This window comes from Streptomyces sp. NPDC093801 (genome assembly GCF_040701585.1).
GTDB lineage: Bacteria > Actinomycetota > Actinomycetes > Streptomycetales > Streptomycetaceae > Streptomyces.
The window spans coordinates 40,486-62,381 of the sequence record NZ_JBFBDP010000034.1; the positions used below are offsets into that span (position 1 = coordinate 40,486).

General features: G+C 74.2%; 18 protein-coding genes. 14 read left to right on the forward strand and 4 right to left on the reverse strand.

Annotated features, from left to right (window positions below):
* The first annotated feature begins 10 nt into the window (after window positions 1–10).
* The 6 genes from dxr (at window position 11) to AB0469_RS32330 (ending at window position 7,424) form a co-directional block, all read left to right on the forward strand.
* Window positions 11–1,264: a 1-deoxy-D-xylulose-5-phosphate reductoisomerase gene (gene dxr / locus AB0469_RS32305; RefSeq protein ID WP_366455034.1), complete on the forward strand. Its 1,254-nt coding sequence runs from the start codon at window positions 11–13 to the stop codon at window positions 1,262–1,264.
* On the forward strand, window positions 1,261–2,562 hold the full coding sequence (locus AB0469_RS32310) for a site-2 protease family protein (RefSeq protein ID WP_366455035.1): 1,302 nt from the start codon (window positions 1,261–1,263) through the stop codon (window positions 2,560–2,562). The genes dxr and AB0469_RS32310 overlap by 4 nt, the downstream gene beginning before the upstream one ends.
* 176 nt (window positions 2,563–2,738) lie before the next feature.
* Window positions 2,739–3,896, forward strand: a complete 1,158-nt coding sequence (ispG, locus tag AB0469_RS32315) for a flavodoxin-dependent (E)-4-hydroxy-3-methylbut-2-enyl-diphosphate synthase (RefSeq protein ID WP_045947680.1) — start codon at window positions 2,739–2,741, stop codon at window positions 3,894–3,896.
* Between the two features lie 221 nt (window positions 3,897–4,117).
* The gene (locus AB0469_RS32320; protein WP_366455064.1) at window positions 4,118–4,960 is read left to right on the forward strand and encodes a GNAT family N-acetyltransferase; all 843 of its coding nucleotides are present in this window, start codon (window positions 4,118–4,120) and stop codon (window positions 4,958–4,960) included.
* A 132-nt stretch (window positions 4,961–5,092) separates the two neighbouring features.
* On the forward strand, window positions 5,093–5,665 hold the full coding sequence (locus AB0469_RS32325) for a GNAT family N-acetyltransferase (RefSeq protein WP_366455036.1): 573 nt from the start codon (window positions 5,093–5,095) through the stop codon (window positions 5,663–5,665).
* A gap of 61 nt (window positions 5,666–5,726) precedes the next feature.
* On the forward strand, window positions 5,727–7,424 hold the full coding sequence (locus AB0469_RS32330; protein ID WP_366455037.1) for a proline--tRNA ligase: 1,698 nt from the start codon (window positions 5,727–5,729) through the stop codon (window positions 7,422–7,424).
* A 54-nt stretch (window positions 7,425–7,478) separates the two neighbouring features.
* On the opposite strand, the gene AB0469_RS32335 is transcribed toward AB0469_RS32330, so the two are convergent.
* Genes AB0469_RS32335 through AB0469_RS32350 form a run of 4 tightly spaced genes read right to left on the reverse strand, consistent with a single transcriptional unit; the run spans window position 7,479 to window position 10,628 of the window.
* Complete coding sequence (locus tag AB0469_RS32335) at window positions 7,479–8,657, reverse strand: SPFH domain-containing protein (protein WP_366455038.1); 1,179 nt, start codon at window positions 8,655–8,657, stop codon at window positions 7,479–7,481.
* Between the two features lie 42 nt (window positions 8,658–8,699).
* Window positions 8,700–9,602, reverse strand: coding sequence for an aminoglycoside phosphotransferase family protein (locus AB0469_RS32340; RefSeq protein WP_366455039.1), 903 nt, complete (start codon window positions 9,600–9,602; stop codon window positions 8,700–8,702).
* Window positions 9,603–9,618: 16 nt separating this feature from the next.
* Window positions 9,619–10,101 carry a ferritin-like domain-containing protein gene (locus AB0469_RS32345; RefSeq protein WP_366455040.1) on the reverse strand — a complete coding sequence of 161 codons (483 nt, stop codon included), beginning with the start codon at window positions 10,099–10,101 and terminating at the stop codon, window positions 9,619–9,621.
* A complete protein-coding gene (locus tag AB0469_RS32350; protein ID WP_366455042.1) occupies window positions 10,098–10,628 on the reverse strand; it encodes a hypothetical protein in 531 nt (176 codons plus the stop codon). Before AB0469_RS32350 ends, AB0469_RS32345 begins: the two co-directional genes overlap by 4 nt.
* 202 nt (window positions 10,629–10,830) lie before the next feature.
* On the opposite strand from AB0469_RS32350, the gene rimP reads away from it, so the two are divergent.
* The 8 genes from rimP (at window position 10,831) to AB0469_RS32390 (ending at window position 21,847) form a co-directional block, all read left to right on the forward strand.
* Complete coding sequence (gene rimP / locus AB0469_RS32355; protein WP_366455043.1) at window positions 10,831–11,328, forward strand: ribosome maturation factor RimP; 498 nt, start codon at window positions 10,831–10,833, stop codon at window positions 11,326–11,328.
* A 2-nt stretch (window positions 11,329–11,330) separates the two neighbouring features.
* On the forward strand, window positions 11,331–12,335 hold the full coding sequence (nusA, locus tag AB0469_RS32360; RefSeq protein WP_042809345.1) for a transcription termination factor NusA: 1,005 nt from the start codon (window positions 11,331–11,333) through the stop codon (window positions 12,333–12,335).
* Between the two features lie 192 nt (window positions 12,336–12,527).
* Entirely contained in the window at window positions 12,528–12,815 is a 288-nt protein-coding gene (locus AB0469_RS32365; RefSeq protein ID WP_362063020.1) for a YlxR family protein, read from the forward strand.
* Between the two features lie 148 nt (window positions 12,816–12,963).
* Complete coding sequence (gene infB, locus AB0469_RS32370; RefSeq protein WP_366455044.1) at window positions 12,964–16,032, forward strand: translation initiation factor IF-2; 3,069 nt, start codon at window positions 12,964–12,966, stop codon at window positions 16,030–16,032.
* A gap of 153 nt (window positions 16,033–16,185) precedes the next feature.
* Complete coding sequence (locus AB0469_RS32375) at window positions 16,186–16,479, forward strand: DUF503 domain-containing protein (RefSeq protein WP_030227569.1); 294 nt, start codon at window positions 16,186–16,188, stop codon at window positions 16,477–16,479.
* A 33-nt stretch (window positions 16,480–16,512) separates the two neighbouring features.
* Entirely contained in the window at window positions 16,513–16,971 is a 459-nt protein-coding gene (gene rbfA / locus AB0469_RS32380; RefSeq protein WP_366455045.1) for a 30S ribosome-binding factor RbfA, read from the forward strand.
* Window positions 16,968–17,876, forward strand: coding sequence for a tRNA pseudouridine(55) synthase TruB (gene truB / locus AB0469_RS32385; RefSeq protein WP_366455046.1), 909 nt, complete (start codon window positions 16,968–16,970; stop codon window positions 17,874–17,876). Before rbfA ends, truB begins: the two co-directional genes overlap by 4 nt.
* Window positions 17,877–18,196: 320 nt before the next feature.
* Complete coding sequence (locus tag AB0469_RS32390) at window positions 18,197–21,847, forward strand: trypsin-like peptidase domain-containing protein (protein ID WP_366455047.1); 3,651 nt, start codon at window positions 18,197–18,199, stop codon at window positions 21,845–21,847.
* Window positions 21,848–21,896 lie beyond the last annotated feature (49 nt).

Sequence of the window (21,896 nt, forward strand, 5' to 3'; positions counted from 1 at the left end):
AATGGGGGGCATGAGCGACAGTCCAGCCCCCCTCGCCGACCCGCACCTCCTCTTCGACGCCGCGGCCGGCCGCCGGGACATCGTCATCCTCGGGTCCACCGGGTCCATCGGCACCCAGGCCATCGACCTGGCCCTGCGCAACCCGGACCGCTTCCGGGTCACCGCGCTGTCCGCCGCGGGCGGCCGCACCGCCCTCCTGGCGGAGCAGGCCCGCACGCTGCGGGTGCGGACCGTGGCCGTCGCCCGCGAGGACGCCGTACCGGCCCTGAAGGAGGCGCTGGGCGCCGCGTACGGGCCCTCCGAGCCGCTGCCCGAGATCCTCGCCGGACCCGACGCGGCGGCCGAGCTCGCGGCCTCTCCCTGCCACACCGTCCTCAACGGCATCACCGGCTCCATCGGCCTCGCGCCCACCCTCGCCGCGCTGCGCGCCGGGCGGACCCTCGCCCTGGCCAACAAGGAGTCGCTGATCGTGGGCGGCCCGCTGGTCAAGGCCCTCGCCGCGCCCGGCCAGATCATCCCCGTGGACTCCGAGCACGCGGCCCTCTTCCAGGCCCTGGCCGCCGGCACCCGCGCCGACGTCCGCAAGCTGGTCGTCACCGCCTCCGGCGGCCCCTTCCGCGGCCGCACCCGCGCGGAGCTGGCTTCCGTCACCGTGCAGGACGCCCTCGCGCACCCCACCTGGGCCATGGGCCCGGTGATCACGATCAACTCGGCGACCCTGGTGAACAAGGGGCTGGAGGTCATCGAGGCGCACCTGCTCTACGACATCCCCTTCGACCGCATCGAGGTCGTCGTCCACCCCCAGTCGTACGTGCACTCCATGGTCGAGTTCTCGGACGGCTCCACCCTCGCCCAGGCCACCCCGCCGGACATGCGCGGGCCCATCGCGATCGGCCTGGGCTGGCCGCAGCGGGTCCCCGACGCGGCCCCCGCCTTCGACTGGACCAAGGCCTCCACCTGGGAGTTCTTCCCCCTGGACACCGAGGCCTTCCCCTCCGTGGACCTCGCCCGGCACGTGGGCACCCTGGGCGGGACCGCGCCCGCCGTCTTCAACGCCGCGAACGAGGAGTGCGTGGAGGCCTTCCTGGCCGGGCGGCTGCCGTTCACAGCAATCATGGATACGGTCTCCGCAGTGGTCGATGAGCACGGGACGCCGCGGACGGGAACTTCCCTCACCGTCCAGGACGTCCTCGAAGCGGAGACCTGGGCCAGGGCCCGGGCACGGGAGATGGCGGCGCGGGCCGCCGTGGAGGCGGGCGCATGACGGCTTTGATGACGGTACTCGGGGTCGTGCTCTTCGCGTTCGGCCTGCTGGTCTCCATCGCCTGGCACGAGCTCGGCCACCTCTCCACGGCCAAGCTCTTCGGCATCCGGGTGCCGCAGTACATGGTCGGCTTCGGGCCGACCGTCTGGTCGCGGAGGAAGGGCGAGACCGAGTACGGCATCAAGGCCATCCCGATGGGCGGCTACATCCGCATGATCGGGATGTTCCCGCCCGGCGACGACGGCAAGGTCACCGCCCGCTCGACCTCGCCGTTCCGGTCGATGATCGAGGACGCCCGCTCGGCCGCGTACGAGGAGCTCCAGCCCGGCGACGAGAGCCGGCTCTTCTACACGCGCAGGCCGTGGAAGCGCGTCATCGTGATGTTCGCCGGCCCGTTCATGAACCTGGTCCTGGCCGTGGCGATCTTCCTCACCACCCTGATGACCTTCGGGCTGAACACCCAGACCACCGTCGTCAGCTCGGTCTCCGACTGCGTCATCCAGCAGAGCGAGAAGCGCGACAAGTGCGCCCCCGGCGACCCGGCCGCCCCGGCCAAGGCCGCCGGCCTGCAGCAGCAGGACAGGATCGTCGCCTTCAACGGCCGCCCGGTGAACGACTGGTCCGTCCTCCAGAAGGACATCCGGGCCACCACCGGCCCCGCCGTGATCACCGTCGAGCGCGCCGGCAAGCGCCTCGACCTGCACGCGAACCTGATCGAGAACAAGGTCGCCAAGACCGACGCCGACGGCCGGTACGTCAAGGACCAGTACGTCACCGCCGGCTTCCTCGGCTTCGCCCCCGCCGTCGGCTACGTCCCGCAGACCTTCGGCCAGTCCGTCAGCCGCATGGGCGAGATGATGGAGGCCGGCGCCCAGTCCCTCCTCGACCTCCCCGGCAAGGTCCCGGACCTGTGGAACGCCGCTTTCAACGGGGCCGAGCGCAAGCAGGACAGCCCCATGGGCGTCGTCGGCGCGGCCCGCGTGAGCAGCCAGATCTTCAACCTCGACATCCCCGCCCAGTACCAGCTGGTCTTCTTCCTCAACCTGCTGGCCGGGTTCAACCTGTCGCTGTTCCTGTTCAACATGCTCCCGCTGCTCCCGCTCGACGGCGGCCACATCGCCGGCGCCCTGTGGGAGTCCCTGCGCCGCACCGTGGCGAAGGTCTTCCGGCGCGCCGACCCCGGCCCGTTCGACGTGGCGAAGCTGATGCCCGCCGCGTACGTGGTCGCGGGCGTCTTCGTCTGCTTCACCCTGCTGGTCCTCGTCGCCGACGTGGTCAACCCGATCAAGATCAACTAGCGGTACGGGCGGCACCGCCGCGCACACCGGAGCCGGGCACGCACCGTGCCCGGCTCCCTGCGTTCGGGTGGCGCCGCCCCCTCGGATGCGTGGGGCGCCCGCGCATTGGCGTAACCTCAAAGGCCGGAGCCCGCCGATCTCGGGACCTCGATCCACACCTTGGGGTTGCACAGCAGATGACTGCCATCTCTCTCGGAATGCCGTCCGTACCGACGAAGCTTGCCGACCGCCGGGTCAGCCGCAAGATCCAGGTCGGTTCCGTGGCCGTCGGAGGCGACGCACCCGTCTCGGTGCAGTCGATGACCACCACCCGGACGTCCGACATCGGCGCCACGCTCCAGCAGATCGCCGAGCTGACCGCCTCCGGCTGCCAGATCGTCCGCGTCGCCTGCCCCACGCAGGACGACGCCGACGCGCTCGCCGTGATCGCCAAGAAGTCGCAGATCCCGGTCATCGCCGACATCCACTTCCAGCCCAAGTACGTGTTCGCCGCGATCGACGCCGGCTGCGCCGCCGTCCGCGTCAACCCGGGCAACATCAAGCAGTTCGACGACAAGGTCAAGGAGATCGCGAAGGCCGCCGGCGACGCGGGCACCCCGATCCGCATCGGCGTCAACGCGGGCTCCCTCGACGCCCGGCTGCTCAAGAAGTACGGCAAGGCCACCCCCGAGGCGCTGGTCGAGTCCGCGCTGTGGGAGGCCTCCCTCTTCGAGGAGCACGACTTCCGCGACATCAAGATCTCGGTCAAGCACAACGACCCGGTCGTCATGGTCGAGGCCTACCGCCAGCTCGCCGCCCAGTGCGACTACCCGCTGCACCTCGGCGTCACCGAGGCCGGCCCCGCCTTCCAGGGCACCATCAAGTCCGCCGTGGCCTTCGGCGCCCTGCTCTCCCAGGGCATCGGCGACACCATCCGCGTCTCGCTCTCCGCGCCCCCGGCCGAGGAGATCAAGGTCGGCATCCAGATCCTGGAGTCGCTCAACCTCCGCCAGCGCCGCCTGGAGATCGTCTCCTGCCCGTCCTGCGGCCGCGCCCAGGTCGACGTCTACAAGCTGGCCGAGGAGGTCACGGCGGGCCTGGACGGCATGACCGTACCGCTGCGCGTCGCCGTCATGGGCTGCGTCGTCAACGGCCCCGGCGAGGCCCGCGAGGCCGACCTCGGCGTCGCCTCCGGCAACGGCAAGGGCCAGATTTTCGTCAAGGGCGAGGTCATCAAGACCGTCCCCGAGTCCAAGATCGTGGAGACCCTCATCGAAGAGGCCCTGAAGATCGCCGAGCAGATGGAGAAGGACGGCGTCGCCTCCGGCGAGCCCAGCGTCGCCATCGGCGTCTGATCTTCTCCGGGCTCCTTCGCCTCCGGGGCGCAGAAGCCGGGCTGTTCCCCCGGCGCGCCCCTTCGGCTCAGGAGCCCGTGCGAGCTGTGGGCAGGCCCCGGCCCCGGACCCCGCCCAGGGGCCGGGGCCGGGCCCTTTTCGTGACCTGCGGGACGCGGCATCCCCCCGCCCCGGCGGGTACAGTGCGGAGATCAGCAGACTTGCACGGTGAGGCCCCAGTGTTGACGCAGACCACCACCCGGGTCCTTGAACCCAGTGATCTGGACGCCGCGCTCGCCATCCTCGGACGCGAGCCGGTCGAGAACGCCTTCGTCACCTCCCGTGTCCAGGTCGCCGGACTCGACCCCTGGCGCCTGGGCGGCGAGATGTGGGGCTGGTACTCCGGCGGCGAACTCCGCGCGCTGTGCTACGCCGGCGCCAACCTGGTCCCCGTCTGCGCCGGCCCCGAAGCCGTCCGCGCCTTCGCCGACCGGGCCCGCCGCACCGGCCGCCGCTGCTCCTCCATCGTCGGCCCCGCCGAGGCCACCCGGCTGCTGTGGCAGCTCCTCGAACCCAGCTGGGGCCCCGCCCGCGACGTCCGCCGCCACCAGCCCCTCATGGCCACCGAACAGCCGTCCCCCGACGTCGCGCCCGACCCGCTCGTCCGCCGGATCCGCAAGGACGAGATGGACCTGATCATGCCCGCCTGCGTGGCCATGTTCACCGAGGAGGTCGGCATCTCCCCCCTCGCCGGGGACGGCGGGCTGCTCTACCAGGCACGGGTCGCCGAGCTGGTCGGCAGCGGCCGCTCCTTCGCCCGCGTCGAGAACGGCAAGGTCGTCTTCAAGGCCGAGATCGGCGCCGCCACCGCCCGGGCCTGCCAGATCCAGGGCGTCTGGGTGGCCCCCGAGTTCCGCGGCCGCGGGCACTCCGAGACCGGCATGGCGGCCGTCGTGGAGTACGCGCTGCGCGACGTGGCCCCCGTGGTCAGCCTCTACGTCAACGACTTCAACACCGCCGCGCGAGCCGCCTACCGGCGCGTCGGGTTCCGCGAGGTCGGCGCGTTCATGAGCGTCCTGTTCTGACCGTGCGCCGCGTCCCCCGGCGCACGCGCGCCGCGCGCCGGGCGACCACTGTGCCAACGCACGGCGGCGAGCGGCCGGTTTCGTCCGGGAAGCCGTACCGCAGCGCCCCTACCCCGCAGTAAGGTCGGCCGCATGCTGCCTACCCCCGGGGGCGACGACCCCGCACGGCCCGCTGGACTGCGCATCGGGCACCTCGACCTCGCCGGCCGCGTGGACGATGCCCTGCGCGTGCAGGCCGTGGCCTTCGGGCTCAGCGAGGAGGAGGTCGGCATCCGGCGCTACATCGTCCAGCGCCACATGACCTGTCGCGGCGCCCGCGCCCTCGGAGCCTTCACCGACGACGGCGCCCTCGCCGGGTTCGTCTACGGGATGCCCAACGACCGGGCCCACTGGTGGTCCACGATCGTCGAGCCCTACCTGCGGGCCGCCGGCTCCGAGCACTGGCTCGACGACTCCTTCGTGATCACCGAGCTGCACGTCCACCCCGGCTTCCAGGGCCGGGGCGTCGGCCGCGCCCTGATCACCCGGATCACCGACAGCGCCGCCGAGCCGCGCTCGATCCTCTCCGCCATCGACACCGACAGCCCGGCCCGCGGCCTCTACGGCGCCCTCGGCTACCGGGACCTGGCCCGCAAGGTCCACTTCCCGAGCGCGAGCCTCCCGTACGCCGTCATGGGCGCCCCGCTCCCGCTGCTGCGCGGCTGAGTCCCCCGGCGGCCCCCGAAAACGCTGTCGGGGGCGGGGCGGGCCCCGATAGCCTCGCCGCATGTCAACGCAACACGTGCAGCGCATGTCCCGCCTCATGGCCAAGACCCTCCGCGAGGACCCGGCCGACGCCGAGACACTCAGCCACCGGCTCCTCGTCCGCGCCGGCTACGTCCGGCGCAGCTCCGCCGGGGTCTGGACCTGGCTGCCGCTCGGCAAGAAGGTCCTCGACGCCGTCTCGCGCGTCGTCCGCGAGGAGATGGACGCGATCGGTGCCCAGGAGGTGCTGCTGCCGGCGCTGCTGCCCAAGGAGCCGTACGAGGTCAGCGGCCGCTGGACGGAGTACGGGGACCTGCTGTTCCGGCTCCGGGACCGCAAGGGCGCGGACTACCTGCTCGGCCCCACCCACGAGGAGATCTTCACCCTGGTGGTGAAGGACCAGTGCACGTCCTACAAGGACCTGCCCGTGATGCTCTACCAGATCCAGACCAAGTACCGCGACGAGGCCCGGCCCCGCTCGGGCGTGCTGCGCGGGCGCGAGTTCCAGATGAAGGACTCGTACTCCTTCGACGTCACGGACGAGGGGCTGGCGGAGTCCTACCGGCTCCACCGCGAGGCGTACGTGCGCATCTTCCGGCGGCTCGGCCTCGACCACCGGATCGTGTCCGCCGTGTCGGGCGCGATGGGAGGCTCGGCGTCCGAGGAGTTCCTGGCGCCGGCCGGGGCGGGCGAGGACACGTTCGTGGACTGCCCCTCCTGCGACTACGCGGCGAACACCGAGGCGGTCACCTTCGTCCCGGCGCCCGTAGCCGACGCCGCCCACGGTCCGATGGAGGAGATCCCCACCCCGGACACGCCCACCATCGAGACCCTCGCCGCGCATCTGGGCGTCCCCGCGTCCGCCACGCTGAAGAACCTCCTGGTCAAGGTGGACGGCGAGATCACGGCCGTGGGCGTGCCCGGGGACCGGGAGGTGGACCTCGGCAAGCTCGGGGAGCACCTGGCCCCGGCGGTGGTGGAACTGGTGACGGCGGAGGACTTCGCGGGCCGGCCCGACCTGGTGCGCGGCTACGTGGGCCCGCAGGGCCTGGACAAGGTCCCCTACCTGGCCGACCCGCGGGTGGCGCCGGGCACGGCGTGGGTCACGGGTGCCAACAAGGCCGACACGCACGCCCGGAACGTCGTCTGCGGCCGGGACTTCGAGGTCGACCGGTACCTGGACGTGGTCGTCGTCGAGCCGGGCGACCCCTGCCCCTCCTGCGGCGCGGGGCTGCGGCTGGACCGGGCGATCGAGATCGGGCACATCTTCCAGCTGGGGCGGAAGTACGCGGACGCCTTCGGGCTGGACGTGCTGGGCCCGCAGGGCAAGCCGGTGCGCGTCACCATGGGCTCCTACGGCATCGGGGTCTCCCGGGCGGTGGCCGCGCTCGCCGAGCAGACGGCCGACGAGCGCGGGCTGTGCTGGCCCGCGGAGGTGGCCCCGGCGGACGTCCACGTGGTGGCGGCGGGCAAGGCCGTCCCGCTGGCGCTGGCCGAGCAGGCTGCGCAGGCCTTGGCCGGGGCCGGGAAGCGGGTCCTGCTGGACGACCGCGCCGGGGTCTCGCCGGGCGTGAAGCTCACCGACGCGGAGCTGATCGGCGTGCCGTGGATCCTGGTGGCGGGGCGCCGGGCCGCGGACGGGGTGGTCGAACTCCAGGACCGCCGTACGGGCACCCGCGAGGAGCTCCCGCTGGACGAGGCGCTGGCCCGGCTCTCGTAGGGGACCGGGAGCGGGGCCGGCCCGTCGGCGAGGACGGGAACCGTACGACGCGCCCTACGCCGCCGGGGGCTCCCCGGCGGCGGGCCCGGACCCGGCCGCACCGTCCGCCGCCGGAGCCTCCTGCGGCGGCGGCCCGGTGCGCTCCGGGGGGTCTTCGAAGGGCGTGGCGGAGAGTCCGAGGACGTCCTCCGGGGACGGAGGGGCGAGGCCGGAGGCGTCTTCGGCCGGCGGAGCGGCGAGGCCGGGGGCGTCGTCTGCGGCGGGTGGACCGGTGAGGCCGGGGGTGTCCGCGTCTGGCGCACCCGCGAGGCCCGGCACGTCTTCGGCGGACGGAGCGGCCAGGCCGGGCACGGCTTCGGCCGGCGGGCCCGGGAGGCCCGGCACGGCCTGCGGCGGCGGACCGGCGGGGCCGGCGGCGGCCGGCGCCGCCGGGGCTGGCCGCGCGGGGCCCTGGCGGGCGTCCTGCGGCGGGGTCGGGGCCGCCCGCTCCAGGAAGCGCAGGAGCTCCACCGGGAAGGGGAGGACCAGGGTGGAGTTCTTCTCCGCCGCCACGGCGATCACCGTCTGGAGGAGCCGGAGCTGGAGCGCCGCCGGCTGGTCCGACATGACGGCCGCGGCATCGGCCAGCTTGTGCGAGGCCTGGAGCTCCGCGTCCGCGTTGATCACGCGCGCCCGCCGCTCCCGGTCCGCCTCCGCCTGCCGCGCCATCGACCGCTTCATCGTCTCCGGCAGCGACACGTCCTTGATCTCCACCCGGTCGATCTGCACGCCCCACCCCATCGCCGGGCTGTCGATCATCAGCTCCAGCCCCTGGTTCAGCTTCTCGCGGTTCGACAGCAGGTCGTCCAGGTCGCTCTTGCCGATGATCGACCGCAGCGAGGTCTGGGCCATCTGCGAGACCGCGAAGCGGTAGTCCTCCACCGCGATGAGCGCGCTCGCCGGGTCGACCACCTTGAAGTACACGACCGCGTCCACCCGCACCGTGACGTTGTCCCGGGTGATGCCCTCCTGCGCCGGCACCGGCAGCGTCACGATCTGCAGGTTCACCTTGTGCAGGCGGTCCGCCACCGGGAGGATCATGGTCAGTCCCGGCGGGCGCACGCCCTGCCGCAGCCGGCCGAAGCGGAAGACGATCCCCCGCTCGTACTGCTTCACGACCCGCGCGGCAGCGGCCAGGTAGACCGCGACGCCCGCGGCGGCGGCGATCCCTACTGTCAGCAGTTCCTCGACCATCACGGCCCCCTGCCGGACATGCCCCTTTTATTAAGGTATGCCCTACAGCCAGGCAGCGAACTCCAGCAGCAGCTCCGCGTCCCGCCGACGGCCGGCGGCCAGCGCGCGCACCCCCGACTCCACCGCCCGGAACAGCGTCCAGCCCCGCAGCCGTTCCCGGTCCACCTCCAGCGAGTCGGCGAGCTTGTTCACCCGCCGCCGCGCCCCGGCGGCCCCCGTCGACGAGGCCACCTGGTCCTCCAGCCGGTCCCGCACCAGCCGGGCCAGGTCGTACGCCCGCTCGCCGACCAGCGGCTCCGGTCCCACCGTCAGCCACGGCGCGCGCTCACCCGCCAGCACCTTGCCCTGCCGGAAGTTCCCGTGCAGCAGCAGCTCCTCGGGCGCCCCGGCCGTCAGCTCCTCCCGCACCGCCAGCGCCGCCCCGGCGAGCGCCCGCGCCTCCGCGGGCGCCGCCCGCAGGGCCCCGGCCTGTGCCGCCGTGCGCTCGGCCACCGTCTCGAAGGGGTGGCCGGCCGGCGGGCGCACCCACAGCCGCCGCAGCGTGCCGCACGCCTCCAGCAGCGCCTTGGCCTCCGGGAGCGAGCGCAGCGAGACCTCCGCGTGCAAGCGCTCCAGCAGGAGCGCCCCGTCCTCCTCGTGGTGGCGCGAGTCCAGGACCCGGACCGCCCCGAAACCGCCCCAGTGGGCGAGCGCGGCCAGCTCCAGCCCCGGCCGCGCCGCCGGCGGCGCCAGCTTCAGGGCGGCCGGGGTGCCGTCGGCGTAGCGGACCAGGATCACCAGGCTGCTGCGGCCGCCCGGCGCCAGCGCCCGCTGGGCCAGGACGTCCCGCCGCTCCAGCGCCTCCTTGGCGAGCTCGGGCAGCCGCTCCAGCCACTCCGTGTCCTGAGCGGTCCGCGGCAGCTCGCCGAGCGCCCGTACGAGCCGCTGGGGCGGTTCGAAAGCCATGCGTGCGTGGTCCCTTTCAGCTGGTGCGGGCCCCCTGAGAGCGTTCGGCGAGCCCAGGGAAGGCTACGCCGCTGCCGCGCCACCGCGCCGCCCGCACGGCCGCCGCGCTCAGCGCGTCGGCCGCGTCGCGGCGCAACTGGCCGTCCGCCGCCCGGACGAGGTCCGAGTAGGCGCCCGCCACCCGGTCCTCGATGTCGGCGGCCAGCCGCTCGGCGTCGTCCGGGGAGCGCACCTCGAACGGCAGGGCGTACGCCGCCTCGGAAGGCCGGGGCGCGCCGCCCAGCTCCCGGACGGTCCGGGTGAGCCGGTCGCGGCGCGAGAGGTGGTGGCCGTACGCCTCGCGGGCCTCGGTCGCCCGGGCGGGATCGATCCGGGCGCCGATGACCCCGTACCCGTACGCCGCCGCGTGCTCGGCGGCCAGCGCCGCCTGGGCGGCCTCCAGCGCGCGCCCGCCCGCGGAGGGGGAGGGCTTCACGGCGGGCTTCGCTCCGGTGGTCACGAGGCGGCTCCCGGGTTCGAGGTCAGCAGGTAGGCGTGGACGGCCCCGCAGGCCGCCACCGAGGCCAGCAGCCGGGCCAGTTCCCCGGGGGCGCCGGCCAGGGCGATGGTCCGGGCCTCGGACAGGCTCCGTTCGGCGTCCGCGAGCGCGCTCAGGGCCTCGGCGGGCTTCGCCGGGACCTCCGCCTTCCCGGCCGCGGGCGCGCCGCTCGGGGCCGGGGCGGACGGGGACGCGGACGGCGAGGGCGCCCGGCTGGGCGTCGGGGCGGACTTCGGGGAGGCGGGTGCCAGGGCCCCGGTGTGCGCGGCGACCGCCTCCCGCAGCGGAGCGAGCCGCCCGGCCAGGTCCGGATGGACGGCCGCGGTGGCGTCGTAACGTTCCAGCAGTCGCCGGGTGTCACGGACGGCGCCCTCGCGCATCAGCCGTTCGAGTGAATTCGCGCTGTCCGCGCCGGACGGGGCGCCCCCGCCGGAACACCCGGTGGCCAGTGCGGACCCCGCCGCTGCGGCGGCGGCTCCGGCGAGCACGCTCCTGCGTGAGGGCGAGGGCCTCGAAGGCAAGGTCCAGGGCACGGTGACGTCCTCGGGGTGACGGCGGGACAAGGTGTGATCACCGTACCCGGGGGTCCGCCCGGCGGCGCGGACGGCAACACCCTCCGCGACCGGATACCCTTTCACCTGACACGCGACGGAAAACCACAACAGCACACGCGGCCGAGGAGTCACCCGGATGAGCACCACCCAGAGCGACAGGCTGCGCGGACTGCTGGAGCCGCTCGTCGCCGCCAAGGGCCTGGACCTCGAGGAGATCGAGCTTTCCAAGGCGGGCAGGCGCCGGATGCTGAGGATCGTCGTGGATTCCGACGAAGGCGTGGAGCTGGACGCGTGCGCCGAGCTGAGCCGTGAGGTCTCCGACGCGCTCGACGCCTCCGACGTCATGGGCGAGGACGAGTACGTCCTCGAAGTCAGCTCCCCGGGCGCGGACCGCCCCCTCAGCGAGCACCGTCACTACGTCCGGGCGACCGGCCGTCTCGTGAAGTTCCAGCTCGTCGAGGACGGGGAACTGGTCGCCCGCATCCTCGGCATCGACGACGAGGGCATGGACCTGGAGGTCCCGGGCGTGAAGGGCCGCAAGGCGACCGCCCGCCGCATCGCGTTCACCGACATCGCCAAGGCGCGTGTCGAGATCGAGTTCAACCGCAAGGACAAGAAGGAAGAGGAGGCGTAGCCGTGGACATCGACATGAGTGCCCTGCGGGGTCTGGTCCGGGAGAAGGAGATCTCCTTCGACCTGCTCGTCGAGGCGATCGAGTCGGCCCTCCTCATCGCGTACCACCGCACCGAGGGCAGCTTCCGGCGCGCCCGCGTCGTGCTCGACCGCACCAACGGTCACGTGGTCGTGTGGGCGACGGAGGACCCGAGGGACCTCGAAGAGGGCCAGGAGCCCAAGGAGTTCGACGACACCCCGTCGGACTTCGGGCGGATCGCGGCGACGACCGCCAAGCAGGTGATCCTCCAGCGTCTGCGCGACGCCGAGGACGACCTGACCTTCGGCGAGTTCGCCGGCCGCGAGGGCGACGTCATCACCGGCGTCGTCCAGCAGGGCAAGGACCCCAAGAACGTCCTGGTCGACATCGGCAAGCTGGAGGCCATCCTGCCGGTGCAGGAGCAGGTCCCCGGTGAGGAGTACCCGCACGGGCTCCGCCTGAAGGCGTACGTCGTGCGCGTGGCGAAGGGCGTCCGCGGTCCGTCCGTGACCCTGTCGCGCACCCACCCGAACCTGGTGAAGAAGCTCTTCGCCCTGGAGGTCCCGGAGATCGCCGACGGCAGCGTCGAGATCTCCGCGATCGCCCGCGAGGCCGGCCACCGCACCAAGATCGCGGTCCGCTCCACCCGTTCGGGCCTGAACCCGAAGGGCGCCTGCATCGGCCCGATGGGCAGCCGCGTGCGCAACGTGATGGCCGAGCTGCACGGCGAGAAGATCGACATCGTTGACTGGTCGGACGACCCGGCGGAGATGGTCGCGAACGCCCTGTCACCCGCCCGGGTGAGCAAGGTCGAGGTCGTCGACTGGGACTCGCGCTCCGCGCGGGTGACCGTCCCCGACTACCAGCTGTCGCTGGCCATCGGCAAGGAGGGCCAGAACGCCCGCCTGGCCGCGCGGCTCACCGGCTGGCGCATCGACATCCGTCCGGACACCGAGCAGGCGCCCGACGCGGACGCCGACCGGGACTGACCGGGAACGACCGGGACTGACCGGGGCCGGCCGGAAACGGCGGCCCCGGCGGGAATAAATCACTACCGTTCGGTGGTTTCCGGCCGGTAGACAGGGAGTCCTCCGCCTGGAGGACCCCTCGTGGATCACAACGACATCCGTTCGATTTTTCACCTGAAGGGGTGAGGTCGGTACGGGGAGGTAGACTTAGGCGTGTCTGGCCGGACGCAAGCCCGCGCATGCCCCGAACGCACCTGTGTGGGGTGCCGGGAGCGAGCGGCCAAGAACGATCTGCTGCGCATCGTGGCGATCGGGGACGAATGCGTCCCGGATCCTCGCGGTACGCTGCCCGGCCGGGGTGCGTACGTGCACCCTGCCGTGGTCTGCCTCGACCAGGCGGTCCGCCGCAGAGCGTTCCCCCGGGCCCTCCGGTCCGCAGGACCGCTCGACACGGAGGGCCTGCGCAACGCCCTGGCCGTCCAGGCCGTGGCGACACCGTAAGAAGAAGTACGGCACGGATACCCCGTGCGGTCAGGTACCTCGCGAGTTGGAAGTAGGTCGAGATTGCGATGAGCACTCGATGAGTACGCGATGAGTACGCCCATGAAGTAGCGACGGTCCGGCGTAACCCGGACCTAAAAGGAGCGAAGTGGCTAAGGTCCGGGTATACGAACTCGCCAAGGAGTTCGGGGTTGAGAGCAAGGTCGTCATGGCCAAGCTCCAAGAACTCGGTGAATTCGTCCGTTCGGCGTCCTCGACGATCGAGGCGCCGGTTGTACGCAAGTTGACTGACGCACTGCAGGGGCCCGGCGGCAACGCCGGCAAGTCCGCTGCGAAGCCCGGCGCGCCCCGCAAGGCCGCGCCCGCCAAGCCCGCGGCGCCCTCCCCGGCGACCGCGGCACGTCCTGCCCCGAAGCCCGGCGCACCGGCCCCCAAGCCGGCCGCTGCCGAGGCCCCGGCGGCCCCCGCCCCGGTGACTCCGGCCACTCCCGGCCCGCGTCCCGGCCCCAAGGCTCCGGCCGCCCCGAAGCCCGCTCCGGCGGCTCCCGTGGCGACCGAGTTCTCCGCGCCCCCGGCCGCCCCCGCGCGTCCGTCCGGCGCGACCCCCGGCCCCCGTCCGACGCAGCAGCGTCCGGCCGCTCCGGGCCAGCCCGGCGCGCGTCCCGGCGCCCCGCGTCCGGCCGGTGCCACCCCCGGTGCCCAGGCCCCGCGCCCCGGTGCTCCGGCCCCGCGTCCGCAGGGCGCCCGTCCGGCCGGTCCCCGTCCGGGCAACAACCCGTTCACGTCCGGCGGCTCCACCGGCATGGCGCGCCCGCAGGCGCCCCGTCCGGCCGGCGCCCCGCGTCCCGGTGCCCCCGGCGCCGGCGGCCAGGGTGCCCCGCGTCCGCAGGCCGGCCCCGGCGGCGCCCCGCGTCCGCAGGGTCCCGGCGGCGCCCGTCCGACCCCGGGCGGCATGCCCCGTCCGCAGGGCGGCGCTCCGCGTCCGGCCCCGGGCGGCAACCGTCCGAACCCCGGCATGATGCCGCAGCGTCCCGCTGCCGGCGGTCCCGGTCCCCGTCCCGGCGGCGGTCCCCGTCCCGGTCCGGGCGGCGCGGGCCGTCCCGGCGGTCCGGGTCGTCCCGGCGGCGGCTTCGCCGGCCGTCCGGCCGGTCCGGGCTCGCGTCCGGCCGGTGGCGGCTTCGGCGGCTCGCGTCCGGGTGGCGGCGGCTTCGGCGGCGGCCCGGCCGGCGCCGGTGGCGGCGGTCGTCCCGGCTTCGGCGGCCGTCCCGGCGGCCCGGGTGCCCGTGGTGGCACGCAGGGTGCGTTCGGCCGTCCCGGCGGGCCCGCCCGTCGCGGTCGCAAGTCGAAGCGTCAGAGGCGCCAGGAGTACGAGGCCATGCAGGCCCCGTCCGTGGGCGGCGTGATGCTGCCCCGCGGCAACGGCGAGACCGTTCGTCTGTCGCGCGGTGCGTCCCTCACCGACTTCGCGGAGAAGATCAACGCCAACCCGGCGTCGCTGGTCGCGGTCATGATGAACCTCGGCGAGATGGTCACTGCCACGCAGTCCGTCTCCGACGAGACCCTCCAGCTCCTCGCCGACGAGATGAACTACACCGTTCAGATCGTCAGCCCGGAGGAGGAGGACCGCGAGCTGCTCGAGGGCTTCGACATCGAGTTCGGCGAGGACGAGGGCGGCGAGGAATTCCTCATGCCGCGTCCGCCGGTCGTCACCGTCATGGGTCACGTCGACCACGGTAAGACCCGCCTGCTCGACGCCATCCGCAAGACGAACGTCGTCGCGGGCGAGGCCGGCGGCATCACCCAGGGCATCGGCGCCTACCAGGTGGGCACCGACGTCAACGGTGAAGACCGCAAGATCACCTTCATCGACACCCCCGGTCACGAGGCGTTCACCGCCATGCGTGCCCGTGGTGCCAAGTCGACCGACATCGCGATCCTCGTGGTCGCGGCCAACGACGGCGTCATGCCGCAGACGATCGAGGCGCTCAACCACGCCAAGGCCGCCGGCGTCCCGATCGTCGTCGCGGTCAACAAGATCGACGTCGAGGGTGCCGACCCGGTCAAGGTGCGCGGTCAGCTCACCGAGTTCGGTCTGGTCGCCGAGGAGTACGGCGGCGACACGATGTTCGTCGACATCTCCGCCAAGCAGGGTCTGCACATCGACTCCCTGCTGGAGGCCGTCGTCCTCACCGCCGACGCCTCGCTCGACCTGCGCGCCAACCCCGAGCAGGACGCCCAGGGTATTGCGATCGAGTCCCACCTCGACCGCGGCCGCGGTGCCGTCGCCACCGTCCTCGTCCAGCGCGGTACCCTCCGCGTCGGCGACACGATGGTCGTGGGCGACGCCTACGGCCGCGTGCGCGCCATGCTCGACGACAAGGGCAACAACATCGAGGAAGCGGGTCCGTCGACCCCCGTCCTGGTCCTGGGTCTCACCAACGTCCCCGGCGCCGGCGACAACTTCCTCGTCGTCGACGAGGACCGCACCGCCCGTCAGATCGCCGAGAAGCGTGCTGCGCGCGAGCGCAACGCCAACTTCGCCAAGCGCGTCCGTCGCGTGTCCCTCGAGGACCTCGACTCCGTGCTCAAGGCCGGTCTGGTCCAGGAACTCAACCTCATCATCAAGGGCGACTCGTCCGGTGCGGTCGAGGCCCTGGAGTCCTCGCTGCTCCAGCTCGACGTCGGCGAAGAGGTCGACATCCGCGTCCTGCACCGCGGTGTGGGTGCGGTCACCGAGTCCGACATCTCGCTGGCGATGGGCTCCGACGCCATCGTCATCGGCTACAACGTCCGCGCTGTCGGCCGTGCCGCGCAGATGGCGGACCGCGAGGGCGTCGACGTCCGGTACTACTCGGTGATCTACCAGGCCATCGAGGAGATCGAGGCGGCCCTCAAGGGTCTGCTCAAGCCGGAGTACGAAGAGGTCGAGCTCGGCACGGCGGAGATCCGCGAGATCTTCCGCTCGTCCAAGCTGGGCAACATCGCCGGTGTCCTGGTCCGCTCGGGCGAGGTCAAGCGCAACACCAAGGCGCGGCTCCTGCGCGATGGCAAGGTCATCGCCGAGAACCTCACCATCTCCGGTCTGCGCCGCTTCAAGGACGACGTCACCGAGATCCGCGAAGGCTTCGAGGGCGGTATCAACCTCGGCTCCTTCAACGACATCAAGATCGACGACGTCATCGCGACGTACGAGATGCGCGAGAAGCCCCGCGCGTAAGCGCGAGGCGGTTCGTACCGTGTCGTAACACCGGGGCCGGTCGGCGGAATATCCGTCGATCGGCCCCGGCCGTTGCGTGTACGGTTCTGGTGACCCTGCCGAGCGACGGCCGGCAGGCCACCTAACCCGCACCGGCGGGACATCCGGAACTGCATGTACGTGGGGACTCTGTCCTTCGATCTGCTCCTCGGCGACGTCCATTCGTTGAAGGAGAAACGCTCCGTCGTCCGGCCCATCGTCGCCGAGCTCCAGCGCAAGTTCTCCGTGAGCGCGGCCGAGGTGGGAGACCAGGACCTGCACCGCAGGGCCCGCATAGGGGTCGCCCTGGTGAGCGGGGACGCGGGGTTCGTGTCGGACGTGCTCGACCGCTGCGAGCGGCTGGTCGCGGCGCGTCCGGAAGTGGAGCTGCTGTCCGTGAGGCGGCGGTTCCACGGTGATGAAGACTGATTGCTTGTCTGCAAGGAAGAAGGAGACGGACCAGTGGCCGACAATGCGCGGGCGAAGAAGCTGGCGGACCTGATCCGGGAGGTGGTGGCGCAGAAGCTGCAGCGTGGAGTCAAGGACCCCCGCCTCGGTACGCACGTGACCATCACGGACACCCGGGTCACCGGCGACCTGCGGGAGGCCACGGTCTTCTACACGGTCTACGGCGACGACGAGGACCGGGCCAGCGCGGCAGCGGGCCTGGAGAGCGCCAAGGGCGTACTGCGCTCCGCGGTCGGCCGGGCGGCGGGGACCAAGTTCACGCCCACCCTGACCTTCGTCGCGGACGCCCTCCCGGAGAACGCCCGGACCATCGAGGACCTCCTCGACAAGGCGCGCGCCTCCGACGCCCAGGTGCGCGAGGTCTCCTCCGGCGCCCAGTACGCCGGTGAGGCCGACCCGTACAAGAAGCCCGATGAGGACTCCGACGACTCCGAGGACGCAGCCGCGGAATGAGCACCAACGCAGGGAAGACTCCGGACGGCCTTGTCATCGTCGACAAGCCGTCCGGCTTCACTTCGCACGACGTGGTCGCCAAGATGCGCGGGATCGCCAAGACCCGCCGCGTCGGCCACGCCGGCACCCTCGACCCCATGGCGACGGGCGTGCTCGTCCTCGGCGTCGAGAAGGCCACCAAGCTCCTCGGCCACCTGGCGCTGACCGAGAAGGAGTACCTCGGGACGATCCGCCTGGGGCAGTACACCCTGACGGACGACGCCGAGGGCGAGATCACGGAGTCCACCGACGCCTCCGCGGTCACCCGGGAGGCCGTGGACGCCGGCATCGCCAAGCTGACCGGCGACATCATGCAGGTCCCGTCCAAGGTCAGCGCCATCAAGATCAAGGGCGTCCGCTCCTACAAGCGCGCCCGCGACGGCGAGGACTTCGAGATCCCGGCCCGCCCGGTGACCATCTCGTCGTTCCAGGTGTACGACATGCGCGAGGCGGAGGCCGAGGACGGCACCAAGGTCGTCGACCTGGTCGTCTCCGTCGTCTGCTCCAGCGGTACGTACATCCGGGCCCTCGCCCGCGACCTGGGCGCCGACCTGGGCGTCGGCGGCCACCTCACGGCGCTGCGGCGCACGCGGGTGGGCCCGTACAAGCTCGACAAGGCGCGCACGCTGGACCAGCTCCAGGAGGAGCTGATCGTCATGCCGATCGGCGAGGCGGCCGCGGCCGCGTTCGCGCGCTGGGACCTCGACGCCCGGCGGGCCTCGCTGCTCGCCAACGGCGTGCGGATCGAGATGCCGGACGAGTACCAGGACGGCCGGACCGTGGCCGTCTACGGCCCCCAGGGCCAGCTGCTCGGGCTCGTCGAGAGCAAGGGCGGCAAGGCGAAGTCCCTCGCGGTCTTCGTCTGAACCCCATCCGGGGCTCCTCGTCCCGGACGTGGAGCGGTGGGCGCACCATGACCGCCGCTCACCGCTCCACAACCCCCTCGGGTGGGTCCCGTCCACCCGGAGCCCCGGGTTCACCCGACCGAGCGGGCGCTCGGAGTGAACCGAGGGAGCGCGAGGGGGCGCTTTCGGCCCGCGTGCTTTCGGCCCCGATCTTCACTTGCCTACCGTCATGACCACGGGTCCCGTGGCGGGGGAGTGGTGCGGAGTTGTCGGACGAGGTCACAGGTGGTGCGGGGAGCGCCGGCGCGGCTTCCTGGGGAGCCGCCGAACCCGCGGTACTCGTGACGATCTGCGATCCGGCCGGACGGACCCGCGGCAGCGGCTTCGTGGCCGACGACCGCGGGACGGTGGTGACCAGCCACGAGGCCGTGGAAGGCCTGGAACGGGTCGTGCTGCACGCGCCGGGGGAGCGCACCTGGAGGGCCGAGGCCGCCGAGGTGACCGCCCTGCCGGAGCTCGGGCTGGCCCTGGTGCCGAGCGACGGGCTCGGGATGCGGCCGCTGCCGGTGGCGGCGCGCGGGACCGTTCCCCCGGGCACGTACGTACGCGTCCCCGCGCGGGGCTGGCGCCAGGCACGGGTCCTCGGGGCGGGCGCGGAGGTCGCCTACACCGCGGCCGGCCGCCGGGTGCTGCTGCCCGCCGCCGTCGAGCTGGCGATCGGCACGGACGGCAGGGACGCGCTGCGGCTGGGCGGCGAGGCCTGCGGGGGACCGGTCCTCGACGCGGCGACCGGGGCGGTGCTCGCGGTCATGGGCACCGCCCTCACGGCGCGGCGGCGCTCCGGAAGCTTCGCCGTCCCCCTGCGCGCGGCCGCCGCCACCGTACCGGGCGGCCCCCTCGCGGCCCTGCTGGAGCGCAACGGCGCCACCGTCCCGGGCCACGGGGCCGAGCTGAACCTGGCGGGCGCGCTGGAGCTGACCGCGACCACCCTGGGCCCGGCCGTCCCCCCGGCCGCCGGCGCCGCCGAACCCGTGGCACGGCCCGCGATCGCCGACGGGCTGGCCGCCTTCACCGCCGGGCAGGACCTCGTCCTCGGCCTCGTCGGCGATCCCGGCACCGGCCGCACCACCGCCCTCGCCGCGCTGGCCGCCGACCGCGCGCGCGGCCCCCGCCCCGCGCCGACGCTCTGGCTGCGCGGCGCCGACCTGCGGGCCGACGACGTCTCGCTGGCCGACGCCGTGGCGCGGGCGCTGGCGGAGGCGGTCCGCATCGTCACCGCGGGCCGGCCCGCGGACGCGGCCCGGGCGGCCGCTGACGCAGCGGCGGAGGGCACGGCGGAGCGGGTGGCCCGGCTGGCGGGTGCGGCCGGGCGGGCGCTGCTCGTGGTGCTGGACACCCCCGAGGAGATGCCGCCCGCCCTGGCGCACCGCCTCGCGCCGTGGACCGTGTCCACCGCCGCGTGGCTGTGCGGCACCGGGACCCGGCTGGTGGTCGCCGCCCGGCCCGAGTACTGGGAGCGGGCCGGCGCCCTCTACCCGCCGGAGCTGCTGCACACCCCCGGCCGCCCCGCCCGGCGGCTGCCGCCCGCCCTGCCCGTCGGGGACCTCGGCCCGGCGGAGGCGGACACGGCCCGGGCCCGCCTGGGCATCCCGGCGGACGCGGTACGGGAGTCCGACGCGCGCCACCCCCTCACCCTGACCCTGCTCGCCGGCCTCCGCGCAGCCGGCGTCACGGACGGCCGCCCGGGCCGCGACGAGGTCTTCGCAGCCCACCTGGACCTCCAGTTCCTCCGTGTGGCCCTCCGCATCACCACCGCCACCCGCCCCGACGCCGGCCACCCCGCAGGTACCGCCGGCGCCCCTCCCCGGGCGGCGCGCGACGGGTCCCCCCGCCCGGCCCCCCACCCCCGCCCGGCCACCCCCGGCCCCGACGGCCTGCGCCCGCCCGGCGCCGGGGCCCCTCAACGCTCGGGCGTCCCGAACACCGGCGACCGCCCCGCGGCCGACCCCCCGCCCGGTTCCCCGCCCCCCGGCAGCCTGCCAGGGGTCGGCCGGACCGCCGGGGGCCGGACGTCCGGCTCCCGGACCGCCGCACCCGAACCGGGCCCGCCCGGCACCACCCGGGAGCGTGCCGCCGACGGCGGCGTGTACGCCCCCGGGGTGCGGCGGCTGGCCGCCCGGGTGGCCGGGCGGGTGCACGAGGCCGCCCGGCGGTGCCTGGGGCCGGGGCAGGGGCAGCTCGACCGGGCCGCCTTCGAGGAGCTGTTCCCCTGGCGCACCGGCTGGGCCTCCGCCGTCCTCACCGAGGGCCTGCTCGTCCCCGCCGGCCCCGGCTACCGCTTCGCCCACGAGGAGCTCTCCGACTGGCTCCAGGCCTGCCACCTCGACGTCCCCGGCGCCCTCGACTCCCTGGTCCACACCGGCCCCGCCGCACCCGGCCCGCCCGTGCCCCGGCACCGCATCGGCCCCGTGCTCGAAGCCCTCGGCCGGCTCCCCGACGCCGAGCGCCGGGAGGCCCTGGCCCGGCTGGTCGGCGCCCTCCACGCCTTCGCCGAGGCCCCGCCGGGGGAGGTCCACCCCGACCGCGCCTGGTGGGCCGCCCGGCTGCTGCGCGCAACCCTGCTGCGCGCCCCGGACGCCACCGCACACCTGCCCGTCCTGCACGCCCTCGCCGAGCACGTGGCCCGGGCCGGCCCGCAGGAGTTCGGCGGCTGGTTCTGGAACCGGCTCCGGCTGGCCGAGTCCGACCGGCTCGACCTGCTGCGCCGCCTGCTGCCCTCCGACCACCGCTACCTCGAAGCCGCGGGCCGCCGCCTCGCCCGCGCCCCGCGGCTCGTCCTGCCCCTGCTCTGCGCCTGGTTCACCGACGAACGCCGGCTGCGCGGCCGCCCCGGAGCCACCGTCGCCACCGCCGCCCAGGCCCTCCTCCACACCCACCGGGCACTGGCCCCCGACGACCTCGCCGAGGCCCTCGTCGACGCCGCGCACCCGCGCGCCGACGAACTGCTCGCCGTCCTCGCCGAGGACGAACCCTCCGCCCTGTCCCGCGCCGTCGGACGCTGGGCCCGCGACGACCGGCCCGGCCGGCGCGTGGCCGCCGCCGCGTACGGGCTCGCCACCGCCCCCCACGTCCGCACCCCCGCCGACCGGGAACTGCTGCGCCACGCCGCCGAGGCGCTCCTCGCCCGCCCCGGCGACGTCCCCCTGCACGGCAGCGCCCTCGGCATGCTGCTGCGCGACCCGCAGGCGCGGGCCCGCCACCTGCCCGACGCCCTCGCCTGCTTCCGCGACCCCGAGCGCGGTGCCCGGCTGCCCGCCTCCGCGCTGGTCGCGGCCCTGCCCGTACTGCCCGACCCCGACGCCGTCTTCGACGCCCTGCGGGCCCGCGCGGACGGGGAGGTGCTGCGCGCCCTCGCCGCCCTGACCACCCCGGCGCTGGCCCGCCGCGCCGCCGAGCTCGTACGGGAGCACCTCGCGCGGCACCCCGGGGACGCCCCGCACGCCGCCGCGTTCGTCGACCGGCGCCTGGAGCAGGGCCCGGCCGCCGCACCCGTGCTGCGCCCGCTGGTGCTGGGCCTGCTGCGGACCGCCCCGCAGGGGGTACGGGCCGCCCTGGCCGGCGTACTGGCCGCGCCCGGCGGGGAGCCCGGTTCCGCCCTGCGGGCCGACCTGGCCGAGGCACTGCTGCGGGAGGAGTCCGACCCCGAGGTGCTCGGCGCCTTCCTGACGGCCCTCGCCGCCGCGACCTGCGCGCGCCCCGAGGCCCGTACCCGCGAGCTGCTCCGGCGCACGGGCCGCCAGCTGCTGCGGACCCCGGGCGGACCCGCGGTGTTCGAGCAGCGCACGGTGGAGCTGGTGCGGGCCGACCCCGTCTTCGGGGCGCTGGTGGCCCGCTGGCTCGCCGAGGCCGGGGCGGAGGCGTCGGCGCTGCTCGGGCCGGGTGCCCGCCGGACGGTGGAGACCCTCAGCCGCTCCGCCCCGGACGTCACCTGAGCCGGGGCGGGGCGGTCGCGCTCGCGGACACCGATGCGGGGACCGGGGC